The sequence below is a fragment of the Serratia sp. CY55921 genome (assembly GCF_052167655.1).
Classification (GTDB): domain Bacteria; phylum Pseudomonadota; class Gammaproteobacteria; order Enterobacterales; family Enterobacteriaceae; genus Serratia; species Serratia ureilytica.
Window position 1 is genome coordinate 73357 of sequence record NZ_JBJNMU010000009.1, and the last position, 21782, is coordinate 95138.

General features: G+C 61.9%; 16 protein-coding genes, 1 tRNA gene and 2 rRNA genes. 6 read left to right on the forward strand and 13 right to left on the reverse strand.

The window, feature by feature from the left end; translation table 11 throughout:
* Positions 1-30: 30 nt before the first annotated feature.
* The 5 genes from ACJ8M3_RS23565 to ACJ8M3_RS23585 are packed head-to-tail and all read right to left on the reverse strand — an operon-like array spanning position 31 to position 4561.
* Entirely contained in the window at positions 31-1023 is a 993-nt protein-coding gene (locus ACJ8M3_RS23565; RefSeq protein WP_089197512.1) for an ABC transporter ATP-binding protein, read from the reverse strand.
* A 4-nt stretch (positions 1024-1027) separates the two neighbouring features.
* Positions 1028-1813, reverse strand: coding sequence for an ABC transporter permease (locus ACJ8M3_RS23570; protein ID WP_033644383.1), 786 nt, complete (start codon positions 1811-1813; stop codon positions 1028-1030).
* A gap of 17 nt (positions 1814-1830) precedes the next feature.
* On the reverse strand, positions 1831-2676 hold the full coding sequence (locus ACJ8M3_RS23575; protein ID WP_033651199.1) for an ABC transporter permease: 846 nt from the start codon (positions 2674-2676) through the stop codon (positions 1831-1833).
* A complete protein-coding gene (locus tag ACJ8M3_RS23580; RefSeq protein WP_142076137.1) occupies positions 2673-3482 on the reverse strand; it encodes an alkaline phosphatase family protein in 810 nt (269 codons plus the stop codon). Before ACJ8M3_RS23580 ends, ACJ8M3_RS23575 begins: the two co-directional genes overlap by 4 nt.
* 11 nt (positions 3483-3493) lie before the next feature.
* Complete coding sequence (locus tag ACJ8M3_RS23585) at positions 3494-4561, reverse strand: ABC transporter substrate-binding protein (RefSeq protein ID WP_442514752.1); 1068 nt, start codon at positions 4559-4561, stop codon at positions 3494-3496.
* A gap of 193 nt (positions 4562-4754) precedes the next feature.
* Here ACJ8M3_RS23585 and ACJ8M3_RS23590 point away from each other — a divergent pair, with 193 nt between their 5' ends.
* Positions 4755-5465, forward strand: a complete 711-nt coding sequence (locus ACJ8M3_RS23590; protein WP_089197514.1) for a UTRA domain-containing protein — start codon at positions 4755-4757, stop codon at positions 5463-5465.
* Between the two features lie 38 nt (positions 5466-5503).
* On the opposite strand, the gene metH is transcribed toward ACJ8M3_RS23590, so the two are convergent.
* Positions 5504-9199, reverse strand: a complete 3696-nt coding sequence (gene metH, locus ACJ8M3_RS23595; protein ID WP_089195244.1) for a methionine synthase — start codon at positions 9197-9199, stop codon at positions 5504-5506.
* 196 nt (positions 9200-9395) lie between these two features.
* Between metH and iclR the strand changes: the two genes are divergently transcribed.
* The 5 genes from iclR to ACJ8M3_RS23620 all read left to right on the forward strand — a co-directional run bounded on the left by iclR (position 9396) and on the right by ACJ8M3_RS23620 (position 14961).
* Positions 9396-10226, forward strand: coding sequence for a glyoxylate bypass operon transcriptional repressor IclR (gene iclR, locus ACJ8M3_RS23600; RefSeq protein WP_004936648.1), 831 nt, complete (start codon positions 9396-9398; stop codon positions 10224-10226).
* 252 nt (positions 10227-10478) lie between these two features.
* Positions 10479-11018, forward strand: a complete 540-nt coding sequence (gene gntK, locus ACJ8M3_RS23605; protein WP_004936645.1) for a gluconokinase — start codon at positions 10479-10481, stop codon at positions 11016-11018.
* Positions 11015-12352: a gluconate transporter gene (gene gntU / locus ACJ8M3_RS23610; protein ID WP_060660865.1), complete on the forward strand. Its 1338-nt coding sequence runs from the start codon at positions 11015-11017 to the stop codon at positions 12350-12352. Before gntK ends, gntU begins: the two co-directional genes overlap by 4 nt.
* 98 nt (positions 12353-12450) lie before the next feature.
* Positions 12451-14265 (forward strand): phosphogluconate dehydratase, encoded by a 1815-nt coding sequence (edd, locus tag ACJ8M3_RS23615; protein ID WP_089197516.1) that lies wholly within the window; start codon positions 12451-12453, stop codon positions 14263-14265.
* 54 nt (positions 14266-14319) lie between these two features.
* The gene (locus ACJ8M3_RS23620; RefSeq protein WP_025304481.1) at positions 14320-14961 is read left to right on the forward strand and encodes a bifunctional 4-hydroxy-2-oxoglutarate aldolase/2-dehydro-3-deoxy-phosphogluconate aldolase; all 642 of its coding nucleotides are present in this window, start codon (positions 14320-14322) and stop codon (positions 14959-14961) included.
* A 1-nt stretch (position 14962) separates the two neighbouring features.
* Here ACJ8M3_RS23620 and aceK read toward each other — a convergent pair whose 3' ends face one another.
* From aceK to rrf (ACJ8M3_RS23655), 7 genes are all read right to left on the reverse strand, one after another.
* Positions 14963-16717 carry a bifunctional isocitrate dehydrogenase kinase/phosphatase gene (gene aceK / locus ACJ8M3_RS23625; protein WP_060660186.1) on the reverse strand — a complete coding sequence of 585 codons (1755 nt, stop codon included), beginning with the start codon at positions 16715-16717 and terminating at the stop codon, positions 14963-14965.
* Between the two features lie 69 nt (positions 16718-16786).
* Positions 16787-18094, reverse strand: a complete 1308-nt coding sequence (aceA, locus tag ACJ8M3_RS23630; protein WP_033639246.1) for an isocitrate lyase — start codon at positions 18092-18094, stop codon at positions 16787-16789.
* Between the two features lie 41 nt (positions 18095-18135).
* Positions 18136-19734: a malate synthase A gene (aceB, locus tag ACJ8M3_RS23635; RefSeq protein ID WP_442514753.1), complete on the reverse strand. Its 1599-nt coding sequence runs from the start codon at positions 19732-19734 to the stop codon at positions 18136-18138.
* A 374-nt stretch (positions 19735-20108) separates the two neighbouring features.
* Entirely contained in the window at positions 20109-21038 is a 930-nt protein-coding gene (metA, locus tag ACJ8M3_RS23640; RefSeq protein ID WP_033651194.1) for a homoserine O-acetyltransferase MetA, read from the reverse strand.
* Positions 21039-21419: 381 nt separating this feature from the next.
* A 5S ribosomal RNA gene (gene rrf / locus ACJ8M3_RS23645) occupies positions 21420-21535 on the reverse strand.
* A gap of 45 nt (positions 21536-21580) precedes the next feature.
* A tRNA-Thr gene (locus tag ACJ8M3_RS23650) sits at positions 21581-21656 on the reverse strand.
* A gap of 14 nt (positions 21657-21670) precedes the next feature.
* Positions 21671-21782: ribosomal RNA gene (gene rrf / locus ACJ8M3_RS23655) — 5S ribosomal RNA — on the reverse strand; the annotation flags it as partial.

Consider the following 21782-nt stretch of genomic DNA (forward strand, 5'->3'; position numbering starts at 1 on the left):
GCGGGAAGGCCCCGGCGCCGCGCTGCGAAGTCATGCAACTTCCCGCAATACAACAGGTTCCAAGTGTAGCCCAATTTCCGCGCCGTCGGGCCGCAGGTCGGCCACCGAACGGTTGAGCACGTCAACCAGCAATTCTACCTCGCAAACCTGAATCCGATACCGTACCACATTCCCGAGCAAACTGTGACCCAGGATCACCCCGCCGATCCCCTGCCCGGCCGGTAACAGGCCGATGGACTCAGGGCGGATCGCCACCTTGCCGGCATAGCTACGCCCGGTCAGCTGGGCGGCCTGTTCGGCGGTCAACAGGTTATAGTTGCCGATAAATCCGGCGGCGAAGGCGTCCGCCGGCTGGGTATACAAGGTTTCCGCGTCGCCGCTCTGCACGATCTGCCCCTTGTTCATCAGCACGATGCGATCCGACAGGGTCAACGCCTCTTCCTGATCGTGGGTGACGAAAATCGCCGTCAGGTTCAGCTCGCGTTGAATGCGCCGGATCTGCTCGCGCAGGTGTTTGCGGATACGCGCGTCCAGCGCCGACAGCGGTTCGTCGAGCAGCAGCAGACGCGGGCGAGTGACCAGCGATCGCGCCAGCGCCACGCGCTGACACTGGCCGCCCGACAGCTGATGCGGATAGCGCTTCGCCAGATCGCTCAGCTCCACCAGCGCCAGCGCCTCCTGCACCCGCTGGCCGATCTGTCCGGCCGCCAGCTTCTGCATTTTCAGGCCGAAGGCCACGTTGCCTTCCACCGTCATATTGGGAAACAGCGCATAACTTTGAAACACCATGCCGATGCCGCGCTTTTGCGGCGCCAGCGGCACCAGATCCTGGCCCTGCAGCAAAATTTGCCCGCTGTCGACCGGGGTCAGGCCGGCCAGACAGCGCAGCAGCGTCGATTTGCCGCAGCCGCTAGGCCCCAGCAGGGTGACGAACTCCCCCTCTTCGGCGGTGAAATCGATATCCTGAAACACCTGGGTCTGGCCATAGTGTTTGTTCAGGCGGGTGACGTTGAGATAAGCCATCGGGTTAGCCCTTGTTTTTATTCAGCAGGTTCGCCAGCCAGGTGACGAGCAGCACCACGGCGAAATAGGAGATGACCAGTGCGCTGGTAAAGTGCCCGCTGCCGTTGCGCATATTGAACAGATAGACCTGCAGCGTTTCATACTGGCTGCCTACCAGCAGGTTGGCGAACACGAACTCGCCGATCAAGAACGAAAACGACAGCAGCACGGCGATCGTTCCGCCCTTGCGCAGGTTCGGCAGCACCACCCACAGCGCCGCCTGCCAGGTGCTGGCGCCGAGCAGGTGCGCGGCGTCCATCAGATCGCGCAGGTTGATCGCCTGCATGTTGTTGCTGATGGCGCGGTAGATAAACGGCAGCGCGATGGTGAAATAGCAGCCCACCAAAATCCAGGGGGTGCCGAGCAGCGGCAGCGGATCGGCGGCGAACAGCTGCATCAGCCCCACCGCCGACACCACCGGCGGCACGGCGAACGGCAGCAGGATCAGCACGTTCATCACCGCGTCCAGCTTGGGGAAGTAGTAAGCGATCACAAACATCGCCGGCAGGATCACCACCACTGACAGCAGCAACGTGCCAAAGCAGATTAGCAGCGAGTGCCACAGCGCTAGCAAAAAGCGCGAATCGCTCCACAGCGCCGTCAGCCACTTCAGGGTAAAACCGTCCGGCAAAATGGTGGCGCCCCACTGGGTGGCCAGCGCGTAAACCAGCGTCGCCGCCAGCGGCAGCAGCAGAATCAACAGCAGCAGGCCGGTCACCGTGCGGTGGTACAGGCGTTCAACACGCGACATGAGCATTCTCCATCCGATTATGAGCGCGCATTGAGGTAGCTCCTGCGCAGCATCCATTGGTGGATCACCGTGATAAACGCCATCATCGCCACCAGCAGCATCGCCAGCGCGCTGGCCAGGTTCGGATCGAGGGAGATGTCCCCCGCCACCAGCGCCGAGATGCGGATCGGGATCACGTTGAAGTTGCCGGTGGTCAGCGCGTACACCGTGGCGTAGGCGCCCAGCGCGTTGGCCAGCAGGATGACGAAGGTGCCCATCAGCGCCGGCGCCAACACCGGCAGGCCGATATGCCGCCAGTAGCGCCAGGGGCCGGCGCCGAGCAGCGCCGCCGACTCGCGCCAATCGGCGCGCAGCGCATCGAACGCCGGATACAGCAACAGCACGCCCAACGGGATCTGGAAGTAGGTATACAGCACGATCAGGCCGCTCTTGGAATAGAGGTTGAAGCTCTCCATCAAACCGTATTTGCGCAGCAGCAGCGTCAGGCAGCCGTTCAACCCCAACAGAATGACGAAGGCGAACGCCAGCGGCACCCCGGCGAAGTTGCTGGTCATGTTGGTGAACGACATCACGAAGTCATGAAAGCGGGTCTGGCCGAGCTGGCGAAGTGAGTAACTGCCCACTAATGCAATCAGCAAGCCGTAGACGCTCGACCACAGCGAGATCTCCAGCGAGAACTGAAAGGCCTGCAGGTAGAACGGCGACGTGAGGATATCGACATAGTTGCCCCATCCCCAGCCGCTGCTCTCGCTGAAAAAGCTGTGAACCGCGATCCACACCAGCGGGGCGATCTGAAACGCGCCGAACAGCACGATAAACGGCAGCAGGCACAGCGCGGCGATCCATTTGGTTTTGCTGTTCATCGCGCATCCTGCGTCAGCAGCGCCCGGCAGCGCGGCTTGTCGTGCGGCGCCTGCAACAGATCGCAGATCGTGCCGCACAGCTCGGTTTGCTGCGGATCGGCGTCGTCCAGGCTGAAGCCCGCGCCGAACACGAACAGCGGCACCTGGCGCTCTTCCGGCAACACCCCGCCGTGGCTGCGATCGTCGTTCATGCCGTGGTCGGCGGTAACCAGCACCTGATAACCGGCCGCCAGCCACTCGGGCAGGTAGCGCGACAGCGAGCCGTCGGCGCGGCGCGCCGCGTTGCGGTACTGCGGCGAAGAGAGGCCGAAGCGGTGCCCGGCGTCGTCGATGTTCATCGGGTGGATCAGCAGAAAATCCGGCTGATGACGCTGGCGCAGACTTTCGGCGTCGTCGAACAGATGGCTGTCGGGATAGCCGTCGTCATAATAGAAATGGCCGTGCTGAATCGGCAGTTCGGGAGCGTCGGTGTGGCGGTCGCGCGCGGCGTCGAACGGCGTACGGTTATACAATTCGCTGAACCAATGATACGCGGCGGCGGCGGTGGTCAGCCCGGCGGCGCGCGCGTAATGAAACACGCTTTGTTGATGAGAAAGGCGCGAGACGTGGTTGTGCACCACGCCGCTCTCCACCGGCGTGACGCCGGTGAGGATGCATTCATACAGCGGCCGGGAGAGCGAGGGCAACTCGCTCTCCAGCAGGTACAACCGCCCGCGTCCCGCCGCGCATTCGGCCTGCAGATACCCCATGGCGTCGTGCGCCACCCGGTAGTTGAGGCCGTCCAGCAGCACGAGGATCGTTTTCATGGTGCGTTAACTCACTGCTGCATAAACATAATGACGTTTTCCTGCCACAGACGCGGCAGCGCTTTGGCGCTCTGTTCCCAGGCCGCCGGATCGGCGATCGGGTGCGCATTCTTGTACTGCTCGGCCGGCAGCAGCTTGGCCTTGACGTCGTCCGGCAGCGTCAGATGCTCGGCGCGGATCGGACGCGCATAGCCGCGCGCCAGGTTGATCTGGCCGGCGTCGGAGAAGATGTATTCGCGCGCCAGCTTGGCGGCGTTCGGGTGCTTGGCGTATTTGTTAATGATGGTGGTGTAGCCGGAGGTGATCGAGCCGTCCGACGGGATCAGCACTTCAAAGCGGGTTTTATCGATCTGATCGCGGTAGTTCAGGCCGTTGAAGTCCCATACCACGCCAACCTGCACTTCCCCTTTCTCCAGCGATGCGATCACCGGGTTACTCAGGCTCAGGCGGCCGGCCTTGGCCAGCTTGCCGAAGAATTCCAGGCCCGGCTTGAGGTTTTTCTCGTTGCCGCCCATGGCATAGGTCGCCGCCAGCACGCCGCTGGCCGCCTGCGATGCGGTGCCGACGTCGCCGATGGTGACCTGATAGCTGCCCTTCAGCAGATCGGCCCAGCTGCGCGGGATGTCTTTCACCTGCTGCTTGTTCTTGTTGATGATGAAGGCGATGGTGCCGGTGTAAGCCAGCGCCCAGTGGCCGTCTTTGTCTTTCGCCCACTCCGGCACCTGATCCCAGGTAGACGGTTTGTAGGGCTGCGTTACGCCCTTCTGCACCGCCACCGGGCCAAAGGCCGCGCCGACGTCACCGATGTCCGCCGTGGCGTTGTTCTTTTCCGCATCGAATTTGGCGATCTCCTGCGCGGAGCTCATGTCGGTATCGACATGTTTCAGGCCGTACTTGCTCAACAGATCTTGCCAGGTGCCTTTCCAGTTGGCCCAGCTGTCCGGCATGCCGACGCTGTTGACTTCGCCTTCTTTCTTCGCGGCCTGCTCCAGCGCCGCCAGATCGGTATCCGCGGCCCAGCTCATCTGGCTGGATAACACGATGGCACTGGTTAACACAGAAGCGCACAAACGTTTCATAACTGATGCTCCAGGTGGTAGTGTGGGGATGGCTGGACTAGTCCAGCAAGGACCAAACCAATCTAACGGACGAATGTGATAATTATATGTCAGCTTAAAAAAGCGACAGTTTTATCCCCCATTGCAACGGCGAAAACGCGACGCTGGTCTACCTTAAGGAAGGCCAAACGCACTGAAACGGGACACCCGCTGTATGAGTGAAGCACCGACGACCGTCGCCACCATCTGCCAAACGCTGAGCGCCCGCATCACCGCCGGCGAGTTCGCCGCGGGCGGCAAGCTGCCCTCCGAACGCGCCCTGAGCGAGCAATTCGCCACCACCCGCATTACCTTGCAGGAGGCGCTCGGCCAGTTGGAGGCGCAGGGCGTCATCTACCGCCAGGTGCGGCGCGGCTGGTTCATCTCGCCGCCACGTTTGATCTACAACCCGCTGCAGCGCAGCCATTTTCACGCTATGGCGCAGCAGCAGGGCCGCGCCGCGCATACCGAAGCGATCGATAGCGCGGTCGTCACGCTCGACGCGCCGCTGGCTGGCCGCCTGGCGCTGCTCCCCGGCGCCGAGGCCTATCGCATTCGCCGGCTGCGCTACATCGACGGACGCGCGGTGCTGTACTGCGAGCACTACCTCAATCCGGCCTATTTCCCCGGCATTCTGGACGAAGATCTGACCCAGTCGCTGACCGCGCTGTACGCCGCGCGCTACGGCATTCACTACGGCCGGGTGCGTTTCGACATGCTGCCCACCCTGCTGCCGCAGCAGGCCGCCGCCATGCTGAAGGTGACCTACGGCAGCCCGGCGCTGTTCATTACGCGGGTGAATCGCGATCAGCACGACAGGGTGATCGATTGTGACCTGGAGTATTGGCGGTACGACGCGCTGCACATCGATGTGGAAGCGCTGTAAATGACAAGGGCGCATCGCTGCGCCCTTAAAGAGGAAAGTCAGTCGGCGTCGTAGCCGAGGTTTGGCGCCAGCCAGCGCTCGACCTCGCTCACGCTCATCCCTTTACGCGCCGCGTAGTCTTCCACCTGATCGCGCTGGATCTGCGCCACCGCGAAGTACTTGCTCTCGGGGTGACTGAAGTACCAGCCGGATACCGCCGCCCCCGGCCACATGGCGAAGGACTCCGTCAGTTCCATACCGGTGTGGCGGTTGACGTCCAACAGCTGCCAGATGGTCGCTTTTTCGGTGTGCTCCGGGCAGGCCGGGTAGCCCGGCGCCGGCCGGATGCCCTGATAGTTTTCCCGGATCAGCTCCTCGTTGCTCAGGCTCTCGTCGGCGGCATAGCCCCAGTGCAGCTTGCGCACCTGTTCGTGCAGGTATTCGGCAAAAGCCTCCGCCAAACGATCCGCCAGCGCCTTGACCATGATTTTGTTGTAATCGTCGTGCTGCGCGTCGTACGCCGCCGCCAGCGCGTCTTCCTCCAGCCCGCCGGTCACCGCGAAGGCGCCGAAGTAGTCGGCTTTGCCGCTGCTTTTCGGCGCCACAAAGTCCGCCAGGCAGTAGTTCGGGAAGTCGGTTTTTTCCGTCTGTTGCCGCAGGTGGCGGCTCACCGCCAGCACCTCGTCACGCCGTTCGTCGCGGTATACCTCCACGTCGTCGCCGACGCGGTTGGCCGGGAACAGGCCGTAAACGCCGCGCGGGTTGAGGCTACGCTCGGCGGCCAACCGATCCAGCATCTGATTGGCGTCATGGAACAGGCGCTTGGCCTCTTCCCCCACCACCTCATCCTCGAGGATGCGCGGGTATTTGCCCGCCAGCGACCAGGTCATGAAGAACGGCGTCCAGTCGATATAGTGGCGCAGCGTCTCGATGCCGGCCGACACCGGAAACACGCCAAGCTGCCGCGGCGCCGGCGGCTGATAGTCGGCCCAGTTCAGCGCCATGGCGTTGGCGCGCGCCTTGTGCAAATCGACCGGCGGCGTGCGCGGCTTTTTGCGCGCGTGTTGAATGCGCACCGTTTCATACTCTTTGCGGGTGCGCGCCACAAACTCGTCGCGCTGGGTGGCGGACAGCAGCGCCGACACCACGCCCACGGTGCGCGAGGCGTTTTGCACGTAGGTGGTCGGGCCGCTGTAGTTCTGCTCGATTTTCACCGCGGTGTGCGCCTTGGAGGTGGTGGCGCCGCCGATCAGCAGCGGCAGCGTAAAGCCCTGGCGCTCCATCTCTTTGGCCACGTTGACCATCTCGTCCAGCGACGGCGTGATCAGCCCCGACAGGCCGATGATGTCGACATTCTCCTCGCGCGCGGTGCGCAGGATTTTCTCCGTCGGCACCATCACGCCAAGATCGACGATTTCATAGTTGTTGCACTGCAGCACCACGCCGACGATGTTCTTGCCGATGTCGTGCACGTCGCCTTTCACCGTCGCCAACAGGATTTTCCCCGCGGAGGTGCCCTGCTGCTTGCTGGCCTCGATGTACGGTTCCAGGTAGGCCACCGCCTGCTTCATCACGCGGGCGGATTTCACCACCTGCGGCAGGAACATCTTGCCCTCGCCGAACAGATCGCCGACCACGTTCATCCCGGCCATCAGCGGCCCTTCGATCACTTCGATCGGGCGTTCGGCCTGCTGCCGCGCTTCTTCGGTGTCCAGTTCGATAAACTCGGTGATGCCCTTCACCAGCGAGTATTCCAGCCGCTTCTCCACCGGCCAGCCGCGCCATTCCGCCTGCTGCACCGCCGCTTCGCCGTCTTTGCTGCCGCGGTACTTTTCCGCCAGTTCCAGCAGGCGTTCGGTGCCGTCCTCGCGACGGTTGAGGATCACGTCTTCTACCGCCTCGCGCAGCTCGCCAGGCAGATCGTCGTAAATCGCCAGCTGCCCGGCGTTGACGATGCCCATGTCCATGCCGTTGCGAATGGCGTGATACAGGAATACCGCGTGGATCGCTTCACGCACCGGATCGTTGCCGCGGAACGAGAACGACACGTTGGACACCCCGCCGGAGATCATCGCGTGCGGCAGGTGGGTTTTGATGTCGGCGCAGGCTTCGATAAAGTCGACGGCGTAGTTGTTGTGCTCGTCGATGCCGGTGGCGACGGCGAAGATGTTCGGGTCGAAAATGATGTCTTCCGGCGGGAAACCGACGCGTTCGGTCAAAATTTTATAGGCGCGGCGACAGATCTCGAACTTGCGCTCGCGGGTGTCCGCCTGGCCCACTTCGTCGAACGCCATCACCACCACCGCGGCGCCATAGCGGCGCACCAGCCTGGCGTGGTGGATAAAGGCCTCTTCGCCCTCCTTCATCGAGATCGAGTTGACGATGCCCTTGCCCTGAATGCACTTCAGGCCTTTCTCGATAACGGACCACTTGGAGGAGTCGATCATGATCGGCACCCGGGCGATATCCGGCTCGCCGGCGATCAGGTTGAGGAAGCGCACCATCGCCGCTTCGGCGTCGAGCATCCCCTCATCCATGTTGATGTCGATGATCTGCGCGCCGCTCTCGACCTGCTGGCGCGCCACGTCGAGCGCCTCGTTGTATTTCTCTTCTTTGATCAAGCGTTTGAAACGCGCCGAGCCGGTGACGTTGGTGCGCTCGCCGACGTTGACGAACAGGGTGTTGGCGTCGATGGTCAACGGCTCCAGACCGGCCAGGCGGCAGGCGACCGGGATATCCGGCAGCCGGCGCGGCGGCACGCCCTCGACCGCCTTGGCCATCGCGGCGATATGTTCCGGCGTGGTGCCGCAGCAGCCGCCGATAATATTGAGGAAGCCGGCCTGCGCCCACTCCCCGACCTGGCGCGCCATCTCGGCCGCATCCAGATCGTACTCGCCGAAGGCGTTCGGCAAACCGGCGTTCGGGTGTGCGGTGACGTAGGTCTCCGAGATGCGCGCCAGCTCGGCGACGTACTGACGCAGCTCATCCGGCCCCAGGGCGCAGTTCAGGCCGAAGGTCAGCGGCTTGACGTGGCGCAGTGAATTGTAAAACGCTTCGGTGGTCTGGCCGGACAGGGTGCGGCCGGAGGCGTCGGTGATGGTGCCGGAAATCATGATCGGCAGTTCCACCCCCAGCGCTTCGAATTCGGTTTCCACCGCAAAAGCGGCGGCCTTGGCGTTGAGGGTGTCGAAGATGGTTTCGATCATGATCAGATCGACGCCGCCTTCCACCAGCGCGCGGGTCGATTCGCGGTAAGCCGCCACCAGTTCATCGAACGAGATGTTGCGGAACGCCGGATCGTTGACGTTCGGCGAGATGGACGCGGTGCGGTTGGTCGGCCCCAACACCCCGGCGACGTAGCGCGGTTTTTCCGGCGTGCGCGCCGTCCATTCGTCGGCGCAGGCGCGCGCCAGGCAGGCGGCCTGATAGTTAATCTCGGCCGACAGCGACTCCATGTGGTAGTCGGCCATGGCGATGGAGGTGGAGTTGAAGGTATTGGTCTCAAGGATATCGGCGCCCGCCTCGAGATAGGCGTAATGAATGGCGGTAATCACTTCCGGCTTGGTCAGCACCAGCAGATCGTTATTGCCTTTCAGATCGCTGCGCCAATCGGCGAAACGCTCACCGCGGAAATCGCGCTCGTCCAGGCGATAGCTCTGGATCATGGTGCCCATGCCGCCGTCCAACACCAAAATGCGCTGCGCTAACTGGCGGCGCAGTTGTTCTACTCGATTCGTCACTGTAACCCCTTCCATTGCCATCCAGCCCATTGCTCAACTGCCGCAAAAACCAACGAGTCATCCTAGCACAGCTTGTAAGGACAAAGGGCCAGGCGACAATTGAGAGTTTTTCAGGTTGTGCGCCAACACCTCCGATGAGCTGACGGCGGCTTGCAATTCATCGACAAAAAACGAAAATGAATTCCATCATACGGAAAAAGGAATCTCACCCATGGCCACCCCTGCTCCCGCCAAGCGCGGCAAGAAGCCCCGCGCAGCAGCCCCCGCCGCCAGTGCGGCGACCGGTCAGGTACAATCGTTGACCCGTGGCCTGAAACTGTTGGAATACATTTCGGAAGCCCAGGGCAACGTGGCGCTGACCGATCTGGCCCAGCAGGCCGGCCTGCCGAACTCCACCACTCACCGCCTGCTCACCACCATGCAGCAGCAGGGATTCGTGCGCCAGGTCGGCGATCTCGGCCTGTGGACCATCGGCTCGCACGCCTTTGTGGTCGGCAGCAGCTTCCTGCAAAGCCGCAACCTGCTGGCGATGGTGCATCCGACGCTGCGCCGCCTGATGGAGGAATCCGGCGAAACCGTCAACCTGGCGGTGCTGGATACCAGCGAGTACCAGGCGATCATCATCGATCAGGTGCAGTGCACGGCGCTGATGCGCATGTCGGCGCCGATCGGCGGCAAACTGCCGATGCACGCCTCCGGTGCCGGCAAAGCGTTCCTCGCCACCCTGCCGGACGATCAGGTGACCAAACTGCTGCACAAGAAAGGCATGCACACCTACACGCCGCATACCCTGACGCCGCACAACTTGAAAGAGGGGCTGGCGCAGATCCGCAAACAGGGCTTCTCCTTTGACGACGAAGAGCACGCGCTCGGCCTGCGCTGCGTGGCGGCCTGCATCTTCGACGAGCACCGCGAAGCCTTCGCCGCCATTTCCATCTCCGGCCCGGTGTCGCGCATCACCGACGATCGTGTGATCGAGCTGGGCGCGCTGGTGATCCACGCGGCGAAAGAGATCAGCCTGGCCTACGGCGGCGTGCGCTAATCCTGCTCATCCGAGGGGCGCCCCAGTGCGCCCCTGCTCCCCTGCCATGCTCTGTTGTCAGCATGTAACAGGCTGTCGGCATCCTGTTTAGCGCACAGGAAAAAAGCTTGAAGCCGATCACAGTTAACGATCCTCACGGCGAAAGCCCATTGCAACCGCTCAAACTTCCTTCGACAATGTTACCGATAACATGTTACCGGTAACAATCAAATTGAATGAAGGTAACGTCACCCGGTGTTTTGGAGCCAAGCCATGACCAACAATCAAAATCGCATTTACGTCGTTATGGGCGTTTCCGGCAGCGGCAAGTCCGCCGTCGCCGCCGCCGCGGCCCGCCAACTCTCCGCCGGCTTCCTCGACGGCGACTTCCTGCACCCGCGCAGCAACATCCTGAAGATGGCCGCCGGGGAAGCGTTGAACGACGACGATCGCGCGCCGTGGCTGGCCGCGCTCAACGACGCCGCCTTCGCCATGCAGCGCACCAACAACGTGTCGATCATCGTCTGTTCGGCGTTGAAAAAGCAGTATCGCGACCGCCTGCGCGCCGGCAACGGCAACCTGTCATTCATCTATCTGCACGGCGAGTTCCCGGTGATCGAATCCCGCCTGGCGGCGCGCAACGGCCACTTCTTCAAGCCGCAGATGCTGGTCACCCAGTTCGCCGCGCTGGAGCAACCGGGCGCCGACGAGAACGACGTGATGGCGATCGACATCAATCAGCCGCTGGACGCGGTGATCGCCGATACCGTGCGCCATATCCAGAGCTTCCTGCCGCAGGACGTGTGCGCGTGAGTACCGTAACGCTGGTCGGTACCGCAGTCGGCTCGGTTTTACTGCTGTTATTCCTGGTGATGAAGGCGCGCATGCACGCCTTCGTCGCGCTGATGCTGGTGTCCATCGCCGCCGGCATTTTCTCCGGCATGCCGCTGGAACACATCGCCGACACCATGCAGAAAGGCATGGGCGACACGCTGGGCTTCCTGGCGATCGTGGTGGCGCTCGGGGCGATGTTCGGCAAGATCCTGCATGAGGTCGGCGCGCTCGATCAAATTGCGGCGCAATTGCTGAAACGATTCGGACAAAGCAAGGCGCACTACGCGCTCGGCATCGCCGGGCTGATCTGCGCACTGCCGCTGTTCTTCGACGTGGCGGTGGTGCTGCTGATCGGCATCGTGTTCGCCGTGGCGCGCCGCACCGACGGCAATATCGTCAAGCTGGCGATCCCGCTGTTCGCCGGCGTGGCCGCCGCCGCCTCCTTCCTGCTGCCGGGGCCGGTGCCGATGCTGCTGGCGTCGCAGATGAAGGCCGATTTCGGCTGGATGATCGCCATCGGCCTGGTGGCGGCGGTGATCGGCATGCTGATCGCCGGCCCGCTGTACGGCAGCTTTATCAGCCGTTTCGTCAACTGGCCGATGCCGCCGGAAGAGAATGAGCCGACGCTGGCCAAGGGCAATCTGCCGTCGTTCGGCTTCAGCCTGGCGCTGGTGCTGTGCCCGCTGGTGCTGGTCGGCATGAAAACCATCGGCGCGCGGCTGGTCACCCCCGGCTCGCAGCTGCAGCAGTGGCTGGAGTTTATCGGCCACCCGTTCACCGCCATCCTGCTGGCCTGCCTGATCGTGATTTACGGTCTGGCGAAGCCGCGCGGCATGAGCAACGAACAGACCCTGGCCATCTGTTCCGCTGCGGTGCAGCCGGCCGGGATCATCCTGCTGATGACCGGCGCCGGCGGGGTGTTCAAGCAGATCCTGGTGGATTCCGGCGTAGGGCCGGCGTTGGGTGACGCCATGATCGGCGCCGGCCTGCCGATCGCCGTGGCCGCCTTCGCGCTGTCCGCCATGGTGCGGGTGATTCAGGGCTCGGCCACCGTCGCCTGCCTGACCACCGTCGGTCTGGTGCTGCCGGTCACCAGTCAGCTCGGTCTGAACGGCGGGCAACTGGCCGCGCTGGCCATCTGCATCGCCGGCGGCTCCATCGTGCTGAGCCACGTCAACGACGCCGGCTTCTGGCTGTTCGGCAAATTCACCGGCGCCAACGAACTGCAAACGCTGAAAACCTGGACGGTGATGGAAACCATTCTGGGCAGCGTCGGCGGCGCCATCGGCATGATTGCATTCACGATGTTTTAAATCCTAAATCGCCCCCGGCCTTGCACACCAGGGCTGCAAATCACCCCCGGGGGCACCGCCACAGGCGGCGACTATAACAACAGCAATGTGAGGAAGGCATGATTAATCCAACCTTGTCCCGTGTCACACAGCGCATCATCAACCGTTCCCAGGCCAGCCGCGCCGCCTATCTGGCGCGTATCGAGGCCGCCCGCTCCCAAACCGTCCACCGCGCGCAGCTCGCCTGCGGCAACCTGGCCCACGGCTTCGCCGCCTGTCAGCCCGATGACAAGGCGTCGCTGAAAAACATGGTGCGCAGCGATATCGCCATCATCACCGCTTACAATGACATGCTGTCGGCCCACCAGCCGTACGAACACTACCCGCAGCGGCTGAAGCAGGCGCTGAAGGCGGTCGGCGCCGTGGGCCAGGTGGCCGGCGGCGTGCCGGCGATGTGCGACGGGGTGACGCAGGGGCAGGACGGCATGGAGCTGTCGCTGATGAGCCGCGACGTGATCGCCATGTCGGCCGCCGTTGGCCTGTCGCACAATATGTTCGACGGCGCGCTGTTCCTCGGCATCTGCGACAAGATCGTGCCGGGGCTGGTGATGGCCGCCCTCTCCTTCGGCCACCTGCCCGCGCTGTTCGTGCCGGCCGGCCCGATGAGCAGCGGCCTGCCGAACAAGGAAAAAGTGCGCGTGCGCCAGCTGTACGCCGAGGGCAAGGCCGACCGTTTGGCGCTGCTGGAGGCCGAGGCGGCCTCTTATCACGGCATCGGCACCTGCACCTTCTACGGCACCGCCAACACCAACCAGATGGTGATGGAAGTGATGGGTCTGCATCTGCCGGGCGCCTCCTTCGTCCATCCGGACACGCCGCTGCGCGACGCGCTGAACGACGCCGCCGCGCGCCAGGTGACCCGACTGACCGATACCGCCGGCAACTACCTGCCGATCGGCCGCCTGGTGGACGAGAAAGTGGTGGTGAACGGCATCGTCTCGCTGCTGGCCACCGGCGGCTCCACCAACCTGACCATGCATCTGGTGGCGATGGCGCGGGCGGCGGGCATCATCATCACCTGGGACGATTTCTCGGAGCTGTCGGAGGCGGTGCCGCTGCTGTGCCGCATCTACCCGAACGGCCCGGCCGACATCAACCAATTCCAGGCCGCCGGCGGCGTGCCGCTGGTGGTGCGCGAGCTGCTGCAACACGGCCTGCTGCACGAAGACGTACACACCGTGGCCGGTTTCGGCCTGCGCCGCTACACCCAGGAACCGTGGCTGGACAACGGCCAATTGGTATGGCGCGAAGGCGTGGCCGGCTCGCTCGACGCCAGCGTGATCGCCAGCGTGGCCCAGCCGTTCGAACATCACGGCGGCACCAAAGTGATGGCCGGCAATCTGGGCCGCGCGGTGATGAAAACCTCGGCGGTGCCCGCCGATAACCAGATCATCGAAGCGCCGGCGGTGGTGTTCGACAGCCAGCACGATATTGTGCCGGCGTTCGAAGCCGGCAAGCTGGATCGCGATTGCGTGGTGGTGGTGCGCTTCCAGGGGCCGCAGGCCAACGGCATGCCGGAGCTGCACAAGCTGATGCCGCCGCTGGGCGTGTTGATGGATCGCGGCTTCAAAGTGGCGCTGGTGACCGACGGCCGCCTGTCCGGCGCCTCCGGCAAGGTGCCTTCCGCCATTCACGTCACCCCGGAAGCCTATACCGGCGGCCTGCTGGCGAAAGTGCGCGACGGCGATCCGATCCGCGTCAACGGCCGCAGCGGCGAGCTGCAGGTGCTGGTCGACGCCGACGAGTTGGCGCGGCGCACGCCTCGCCAACCCGATCTGAGCGCCGAACACATCGGCTGCGGCCGCGAGCTGTTCGGCGCGCTGCGCAGCCAGCTGTCAGGCGCCGAGCAGGGCGCCTGCTGCATCAAATTTTAATCGATAGCCTGGCCGCATCGCCGCCTGGCGGCGGCCACAGAGGAGAACGTCAGCATGAACAAGTGGACAACAAGCGCCGAGCAGATCCTGACGGCGGGGCCGGTGGTGCCGGTCATCGTGATCAACAAGCTGGAACATGCGGTGCCGCTGGCGAAAGCGCTGGTCGCCGGCGGCGTGCGGGTGCTGGAGGTGACGCTGCGCACCGCCTGCGCCATGGACGCCATTCGCGCCATCGCCCAAGAGGTGCCGGAAGCGATCATCGGCGCCGGTACGGTGATCAATCCGCAGCAGCTGCGGGAAGTGACCGAGGCCGGCGCGCAGTTCGCCATCAGCCCGGGGCTGACCGACGAGCTGCTCAAAGCCGCCACCGCCGGTTCCATTCCCCTTATACCGGGCATCAGCACCGTTTCCGAGCTGATGCAGGGCATGGATTACGGCCTGCGCGAATTTAAATTCTTCCCGGCGGAAGCCAACGGCGGCGTAAAAGCGCTGCAGGCGATCGGCGGCCCATTCCCGCAGGTGCGTTTCTGCCCGACCGGCGGCATCTCGCCGGACAATTACCGCAGCTATCTGGCGCTGAAAAGCGTGCTGTGCATCGGCGGCTCCTGGCTGGTGCCGGCGGACGCGCTCGAAAGCGGCGACTACGCGCGCATTACCGAACTGGCGCGCGCCGCCGTCGCGGGCGCCCAGGCCTGATTTACATCGCAGCGGTGGCGGCCGGCAGCGCCGCCCCGCTGCGCTGGCTGAACCGCTGCTTCTTGCGATAAGCGAACACGTCTTCCACATGCCCCTCGCGGATGCGCTGCTGCAACCCGCGCCAATACTCCGCGGTAAACAGATCGCTGTGCAACTCTTCAAACACCTGCCGAATGCGCCGATCGCCGCACAGGAAGTGGCGGAACTCTTCCGGGAACACATCGTTGGGCGCGATGCTGTACCACGGCTCGCTGGCCAGCTCGTCCTCCGGATAACGCGGCGGTGGAATGTCGCGGAAGTTGACCTCGGTCATGTAGCAAATCTCGTCGTAGTCGTAGAACACCACACGCCCGTGGCGCGTCACGCCGAAGTTCTTGAACAGCATATCGCCGGGGAAAATATTGGCGGCGGCCAACTGCTTGATCGCATTGCCGTACTCTTCAATCGCATCGCGCATTTGCTGGTCGTTGGCCTGCTCCAGATACAGGTTCAGCGGCGTCATGCGCCGTTCCATATACAGATGTTTGATCACGATGCGATCGCCGAGATCTTCCAGCTTGCCCGGCACTTCACGCCGCAGCTCCGCCAATAGCTCAGGGCTGAGACGCGCCTTGTCGACGACGAAATTTTCGTACTCCTGGGTATCCGCCATGCGCCCGACGCGATCGTGCTCTTTCACCAGCTGATAGCAAGCCATCACCTGCGCCTGCGTCACCTCTTTCTGCGGGGCGAACTCATCCTTGATCACTTTAAACACCCGATCGAAGGACGGCAGGGTGAACACCAGCATCACCATGCCTTTCACGCCCGGCGCGATGATGAACTGTTCCTGTGAGTGCGCCATAAAGGTCAGGTATTCGCGATAGCATTCGGTTTTGCCGTGTTTTTGGCAGCCGATCGCCATGTACAGCTCGGCGGTGGTCTTGCCCGGCAGGATCTCGCGCAGCCACTCCACCATCGCCGCCGGCAGCGGTGCGTAGACCATGAAATAAGAGCGGGCGAAACCGAAGACGATGCTGGCCTCGGCCTTGCCGGTCAGGCAGGCGTCGATAAACAGCGCGCCCGATTCGCTGTGGTGAATCGGCAACAGGAACGGGTAAACGCCGTCGGCCAGGCGCAACTTGCCGACCAGCCAGGCGGCCTTGTTGCGATAGAACAGCTCGTTGGCGATCTGGAAGGTCGCCCCCGTCAGTTGCTGTGGGCTGAAGGCGCGTTGCAGCGCCTGAATGATGTAGCGAATGTCGCGTGTCAGATCCTCCCACGGCAACCGCAGCGGCAGATCGCTCAAGATGCTGCGCAGCATCGCCGGCAGATCGCCATTGGGGGTAAAATCGCGCGCCAGCGGACGCGGAATGTCGCGAAAACGCCGTTCCGGCTGCGAACTGAAGACGAACAGCTTGTCCGGCGTCAGATCGCGATGCTTGAACAACCGGCAATAGACCGAGTTGAAGAAGCTTTCGGCGATCTCAAAACGCGGGTAGTCCGGCAGCAGATCGATATAGACCGCTTTGACCCGGCTGGGGAAGTCGGCGTCGAAATATTTCTGCCCGGTGATGCATTTAAGCTGCTCCACCACCAGACCGACGTGATGGTCGTACAGATGGATGCGCTTTTTCATCGCCTGCTGCACCGCCGGCCAATCCGCCTGCTCAAAGCGCTGCTGCGCGCCGGCGGTCACTTCCAGAAAGCGGCCGTACTGCGCATCGAAGCCCTGCAGGATCGTCTGTGCGATCAACAACTCCAGTTTTGCCGCCATCCTTACCCCCGCCAGAAAAAGAAGCCTGCGCATGCAGGCTCCGGGTGAAACGTCTTCAAGCTTGCCGCATCAGAACTGCTGTTCTTCCGTCGAACCGGTCAGCGCGGTGACCGAAGAGGCGCCGCCCTGAATGATGGTGGTGACCTTGTCGAAGTAGCCGGTGCCCACCTCTTGCTGGTGCGACGCGAAGGTGTAACCGCGCTCCACCGCGGCGAACTCCGCCTGCTGCACCTTCTCGACGTAGTGTTTCATCCCTTCGCCCTGCGCATAGGCGTGCGCCAGGTCGAACATGTTGAACCACATGCTGTGGATGCCCGCCAGCGTGATGAACTGATACTTGTAGCCCATGTCCGACAGCGCCTGCTGGAAGCGGGCGATGGTCTGGTCGTCGAGGTTCTTCTTCCAGTTGAACGACGGCGAGCAGTTGTAGGCCAGCAGCTTGCCTGGGTATTTGGCGTGGATGGCGTCGGCGAAGCGCTGGGCGGCATCCAGATCCGGCGTTGAGGTTTCGCACCACACCATATCGGCGTAAGGGGCATAAGCCAGACCGCGGCTGATCGCCTGCTCGACGCCGGCATGGGTGCGGAAGAAGCCTTCCGCCGTACGCTCGCCGGTGACGAAGGCGCTGTCATACGGATCGCAGTCAGAGGTCAGCAGGTCGGCCGCATCGGCGTCGGTACGGGCGATCACCAGCGTCGGCACGCCAAGCACGTCGGCCGCCAAGCGCGCGGCGACCAGTTTCTGGATCGCTTCTTGCGTCGGCACCAGCACTTTGCCGCCCATATGGCCGCATTTCTTCACCGCCGCCAGCTGATCTTCGAAGTGCACCCCGGCGGCCCCGGCGGTAATCATCGCTTTCATCAGCTCAAAGGCGTTCAATACGCCGCCGAAGCCGGCTTCCGCATCAGCGACGATCGGCAGGAAATAATCGGTGTACCCTTTGCTGCCCGGCTCAATCTGGTTCGCCCATTGGATCTGATCGGCGCGGCGGAAGGTGTTGTTGATACGCTCGACCACCTTCGGCACCGAGTCCACCGGATACAGCGATTGGTCAGGGTACATGGCGGCCGCGCTGTTGGCGTCGGCCGCCACCTGCCAACCGGACAAGTAGATGGCCTCGACGCCGGCTTTGGCCTGCTGCAGCGCCTGGCCGCCGGTCAGCGCGCCCAGGCAGTTCACGTAGCCTTTGCGCGCCTTGCCATTCAGCAACGCCCACAGTTTGGCGGCGCCGTTTTGCGCCAGGGTGCATTCCGGGTTGACCGAACCGCGCAGATTGATCACGTCTTCAGCGCTGTAAGGGCGGGTAATGCCTTCCCAACGGGCCGATTTCCATTCCTGTTCCAGCTGCTGGATCTGTTGAGAGCGAGAGGTAGACATAATTTTTATCCTTTCAGTCATGTAGGGTTGATTGGGAAAGTTCAGGCCAGCAGCTCATAGCCGGGCAACGTCAGGAAATCGATTAATTCATCTTGCGTGGTGATGCGCTCCATCAGGCGCGCCGCCTCTTCGAACCGGCCGGCGTTAAAGCGCGCTTCCCCTACTTCTTCACGCACCACCAACATCTCTTCTTGCAACATCTGGCGGAACAGCGCCTTGGTGACCGGGCGCCCGTCGTTCAGGCTCTTCTCGTGGTGGATCCACTGCCAGATAGACGTACGGGAGATCTCCGCCGTCGCCGCATCTTCCATCAAACCGTAAATCGGCACGCAGCCGTTGCCGGAGATCCAGGCTTCGATGTACTGCACCGCCACGCGGATATTGGCGCGCATCCCCGCTTCGGTGCGTTCGCCGTCGCACGGTTCCAGCAGTTGCGCGGCGCTGATCGGCGCATCCTGCTCACGCAGCACGTCCAGCTGGTTTTGACGATCGCCCAATGCGTTGCCGAACACCTCCATCACCGTGTCCGCCAAGCCCGGGTGCGCCACCCAGGTGCCGTCGTGGCCATTGTTGGCTTCCAGCTCTTTGTCCGCCCGTACCTTGTTCAGCACCCAGGCGTTTTTTTCGGCGTCTTTGCTCGGGATAAACGCCGCCATGCCGCCCATGGCGAAGGCGCCGCGCTTATGACAGGTTTTGATCAACAGGCGCGAATAGGCGCTGAGGAAAGGTTTTTCCATGGTCACCGACTGACGGTCCGGCAGCACGCGATCGCCGTGGTTCTTCAGCGTTTTGATGTAGCTGAAGATGTAATCCCAGCGGCCGCAGTTCAGACCGACGATGTGATCGCGCAGGTGATACAGGATCTCGTCCATCTGGAACACCGCCGGCAGAGTTTCGATCAGCACGGTCGCCTTGATGGTGCCGCGCGGCAGATCGAAACGATCCTCGGTAAAGCTGAAGACATCGCTCCACCAGGCAGCTTCCTCCCAGGACTGGGTTTTCGGCAGGTAGAAATACGGGCCGCTGCCCTTGGCCAGCAGCTGGCGATAGTTGTGGTAGAAGTACAGCGCGAAATCGAACAGGCCGCCGGGGATGGCTTCATCACGCCACAAGACGTGTTTCTCCGGCAGGTGCAAGCCGCGCACGCGAGCGATCAACACCGCCGGATTCGGTTTCAGCTGGTAGATCTTGCCGGCTTCATTGGTGTAGGAGATGGTGCCGTTAACCGCATCGTGCAGGTTGATTTGACCGTCGATGACTTTGTCCCAGCTTGGCGCCAGCGAGTCTTCGAAGTCCGCCATAAACACTTTTACGTTGGCGTTCAACGCATTGATCACCATCTTGCGCTCGACCGGCCCGGTGATCTCTACCCGGCGATCGCGCAGGTCTTGCGGAATACCGCGGATCTGCCAATTGCCTTCAGGAATGGAAGTGGTTTCCGAAATAAACCCAGGCAATTCGCCGCGATCGATATTTTGTTGCCAGCGGGCACGCGCCGCCAACAGCTCATTGCGACGTGGCGTGAATTTCCCCACCAGTTCCGCCAGAAATTCAACCGCTTCATCCGTTAACACCTGGCGCTCCGCAGCGGCGAAACCCTGCGTAAACCTTAACTCCGTGCCTGCTATCTGTTGCGTCATGACCTTGCTCCTTCCCATCGTTGCACCCGGGCGACCGGCGCATTTTCATCAGAAATCACTGTGGATCAGGGCGGATGAAACGATCCTAAACTGGTCAGATCTCATCCCGATAGCGTTAAGAATACCCAACAAAAAATAAAAATCAAAAACCATTTCCATTTTATTATTAAATATTTTATTAACACTTTATTATCAATTAGTTAGGATAAATAACACGATCAACAGGTAAGGAAATCGGTTCCAATAGAATTGCAAAGACGGACTAACGCGTTGTTAGGCAATGGTTTTTTGGGAGAATTGACGGGTAAAAAGAGGATCGTGCAGAGGATGAGCAGTGCGGCGGCCTCGATTCAGCCGCCGGCAGGCAGAAAAGATCAGTCGAGAGTCGGATTCATATGGCGCAGATCGTAAGGCGTGATCTGGTAGACGTAATAATTGAGCCAATTGGAAAACAGCAAGTGGCCATGGCTGCGCCAGGTGGCTTTCGGTGTCAGTGCGGGGTTGTCATCGGGGAAGTAGTTGAGCGGTACGGCAGGATCGAGGCCAGCTTCGTTGTCGCGACAATACTCTCCCGCCAGCGTCATTGTATCGTATTCCGGATGGCCGGTGACGAACGCCAGGCGCTTATCCCTGCTGGCGAACAGGTAGGCGCCGGCCTGCTCGGATTCGGCCAGGATGTCCAGGTCGGTATATTGGCGAATCACCTCGGTCGGGAAATCGGCATAGCGTGAATGCGGCGCCAGAAAGCTTTCGTCGAAGCCGCGCGTCAGCAACGCATGCTGCTGCAGCGTTTGGTGCGGATAAACCCCGGAGAGCTTCACTTCGCGCGTCATCTTGGGAATGCCGTACAGAATATTCAACGCCGCCTGTACCGCCCAGCACACGAACAGCGTGGAGGTAACGTGATGCTTGGCCCAGTCGATCACCCGTTCGATCTGCGGCCAGTAGGCAACGTCGCAGAAATCGACCAGCCCCAGCGGCGCGCCGGTGACGATCAGGCCATCGAAGTTCTCGTTCTGAATATCCTCGAAGTCGCAGTAGAAGTTGTTCAGATGCTCCGCCGGCGTATTCTTCGACTCGCGGCTGTCGATGCGCAGCAACTGGATATCAATCTGCAGCGGCGAGTTGGAAAGCAGGCGCAAAAACTGGTTTTCCGTTTCGATCTTCTTTGGCATCAGGTTGAGGATCAGCACTTTCAGCGGCCTGATTTCCTGTGTTTTTGCCCGCGAGGATGTCATCACGAAGACATTCTCACCGCGCAAGAAATTGACCGCAGGTAACTCATCAGGAACACGAATCGGCATTGCTTAACCCTCACACATCCATTTATACGTTTAGACTTCTAGATGCCCGAAGATAGCGTTTTTTTCCGTCGATGTCGAGCGTTCAGCGGAAAGGTGAAAATGTTTCATTGAGCGAACTGCGTCAGGATCTTGGCAGGGAGGATGAGAGGCACGGAAAGCAAAAAGGCCATCCTTTCGGATGGCCTCTTGGCTTATTTGATGCTTGGCAGTGTCCTACAGTATTCGTCTCATCCTGAGACTCTCCCCTGCGGGGCCGCCGCAAGCGGCGTTAAGGCCCGTTCCCGACGGGCCTTTCGCATGCCCATGCTCGAGCAGAACGCCAGATAACAGACAAAACAAAAAGCCCCATGCTTTCGCATGAGGCTTGTTGTTTTATTTGATGCTTGGCAGTGTCCTACTCTCGCATGGGGAGACCCCACACTACCATCGGCGCTACGGCGTTTCACTTCTGAGTTCGGCATGGGGTCAGGTGGGACCACCGCGCTATTGCCGCCAAGCAAATTCTTTTTTCTGCCGAACTTCTAAACCCACTTTAAATAAAGTGGTGCTGATACCCAGAGTCGAACTGGGGACCTCACCCTTACCAAGGGTGCGCTCTACCAACTGAGCCATATCAGCACGCTTAATTTGATGCCTGGCAGTGTCCTACTCTCGCATGGGGAGACCCCACACTACCATCGGCGCTACGGCGTTTCACTTCTGAGTTCGGCATGGGGTCAGGTGGGACCACCGCGCTATTGCCGC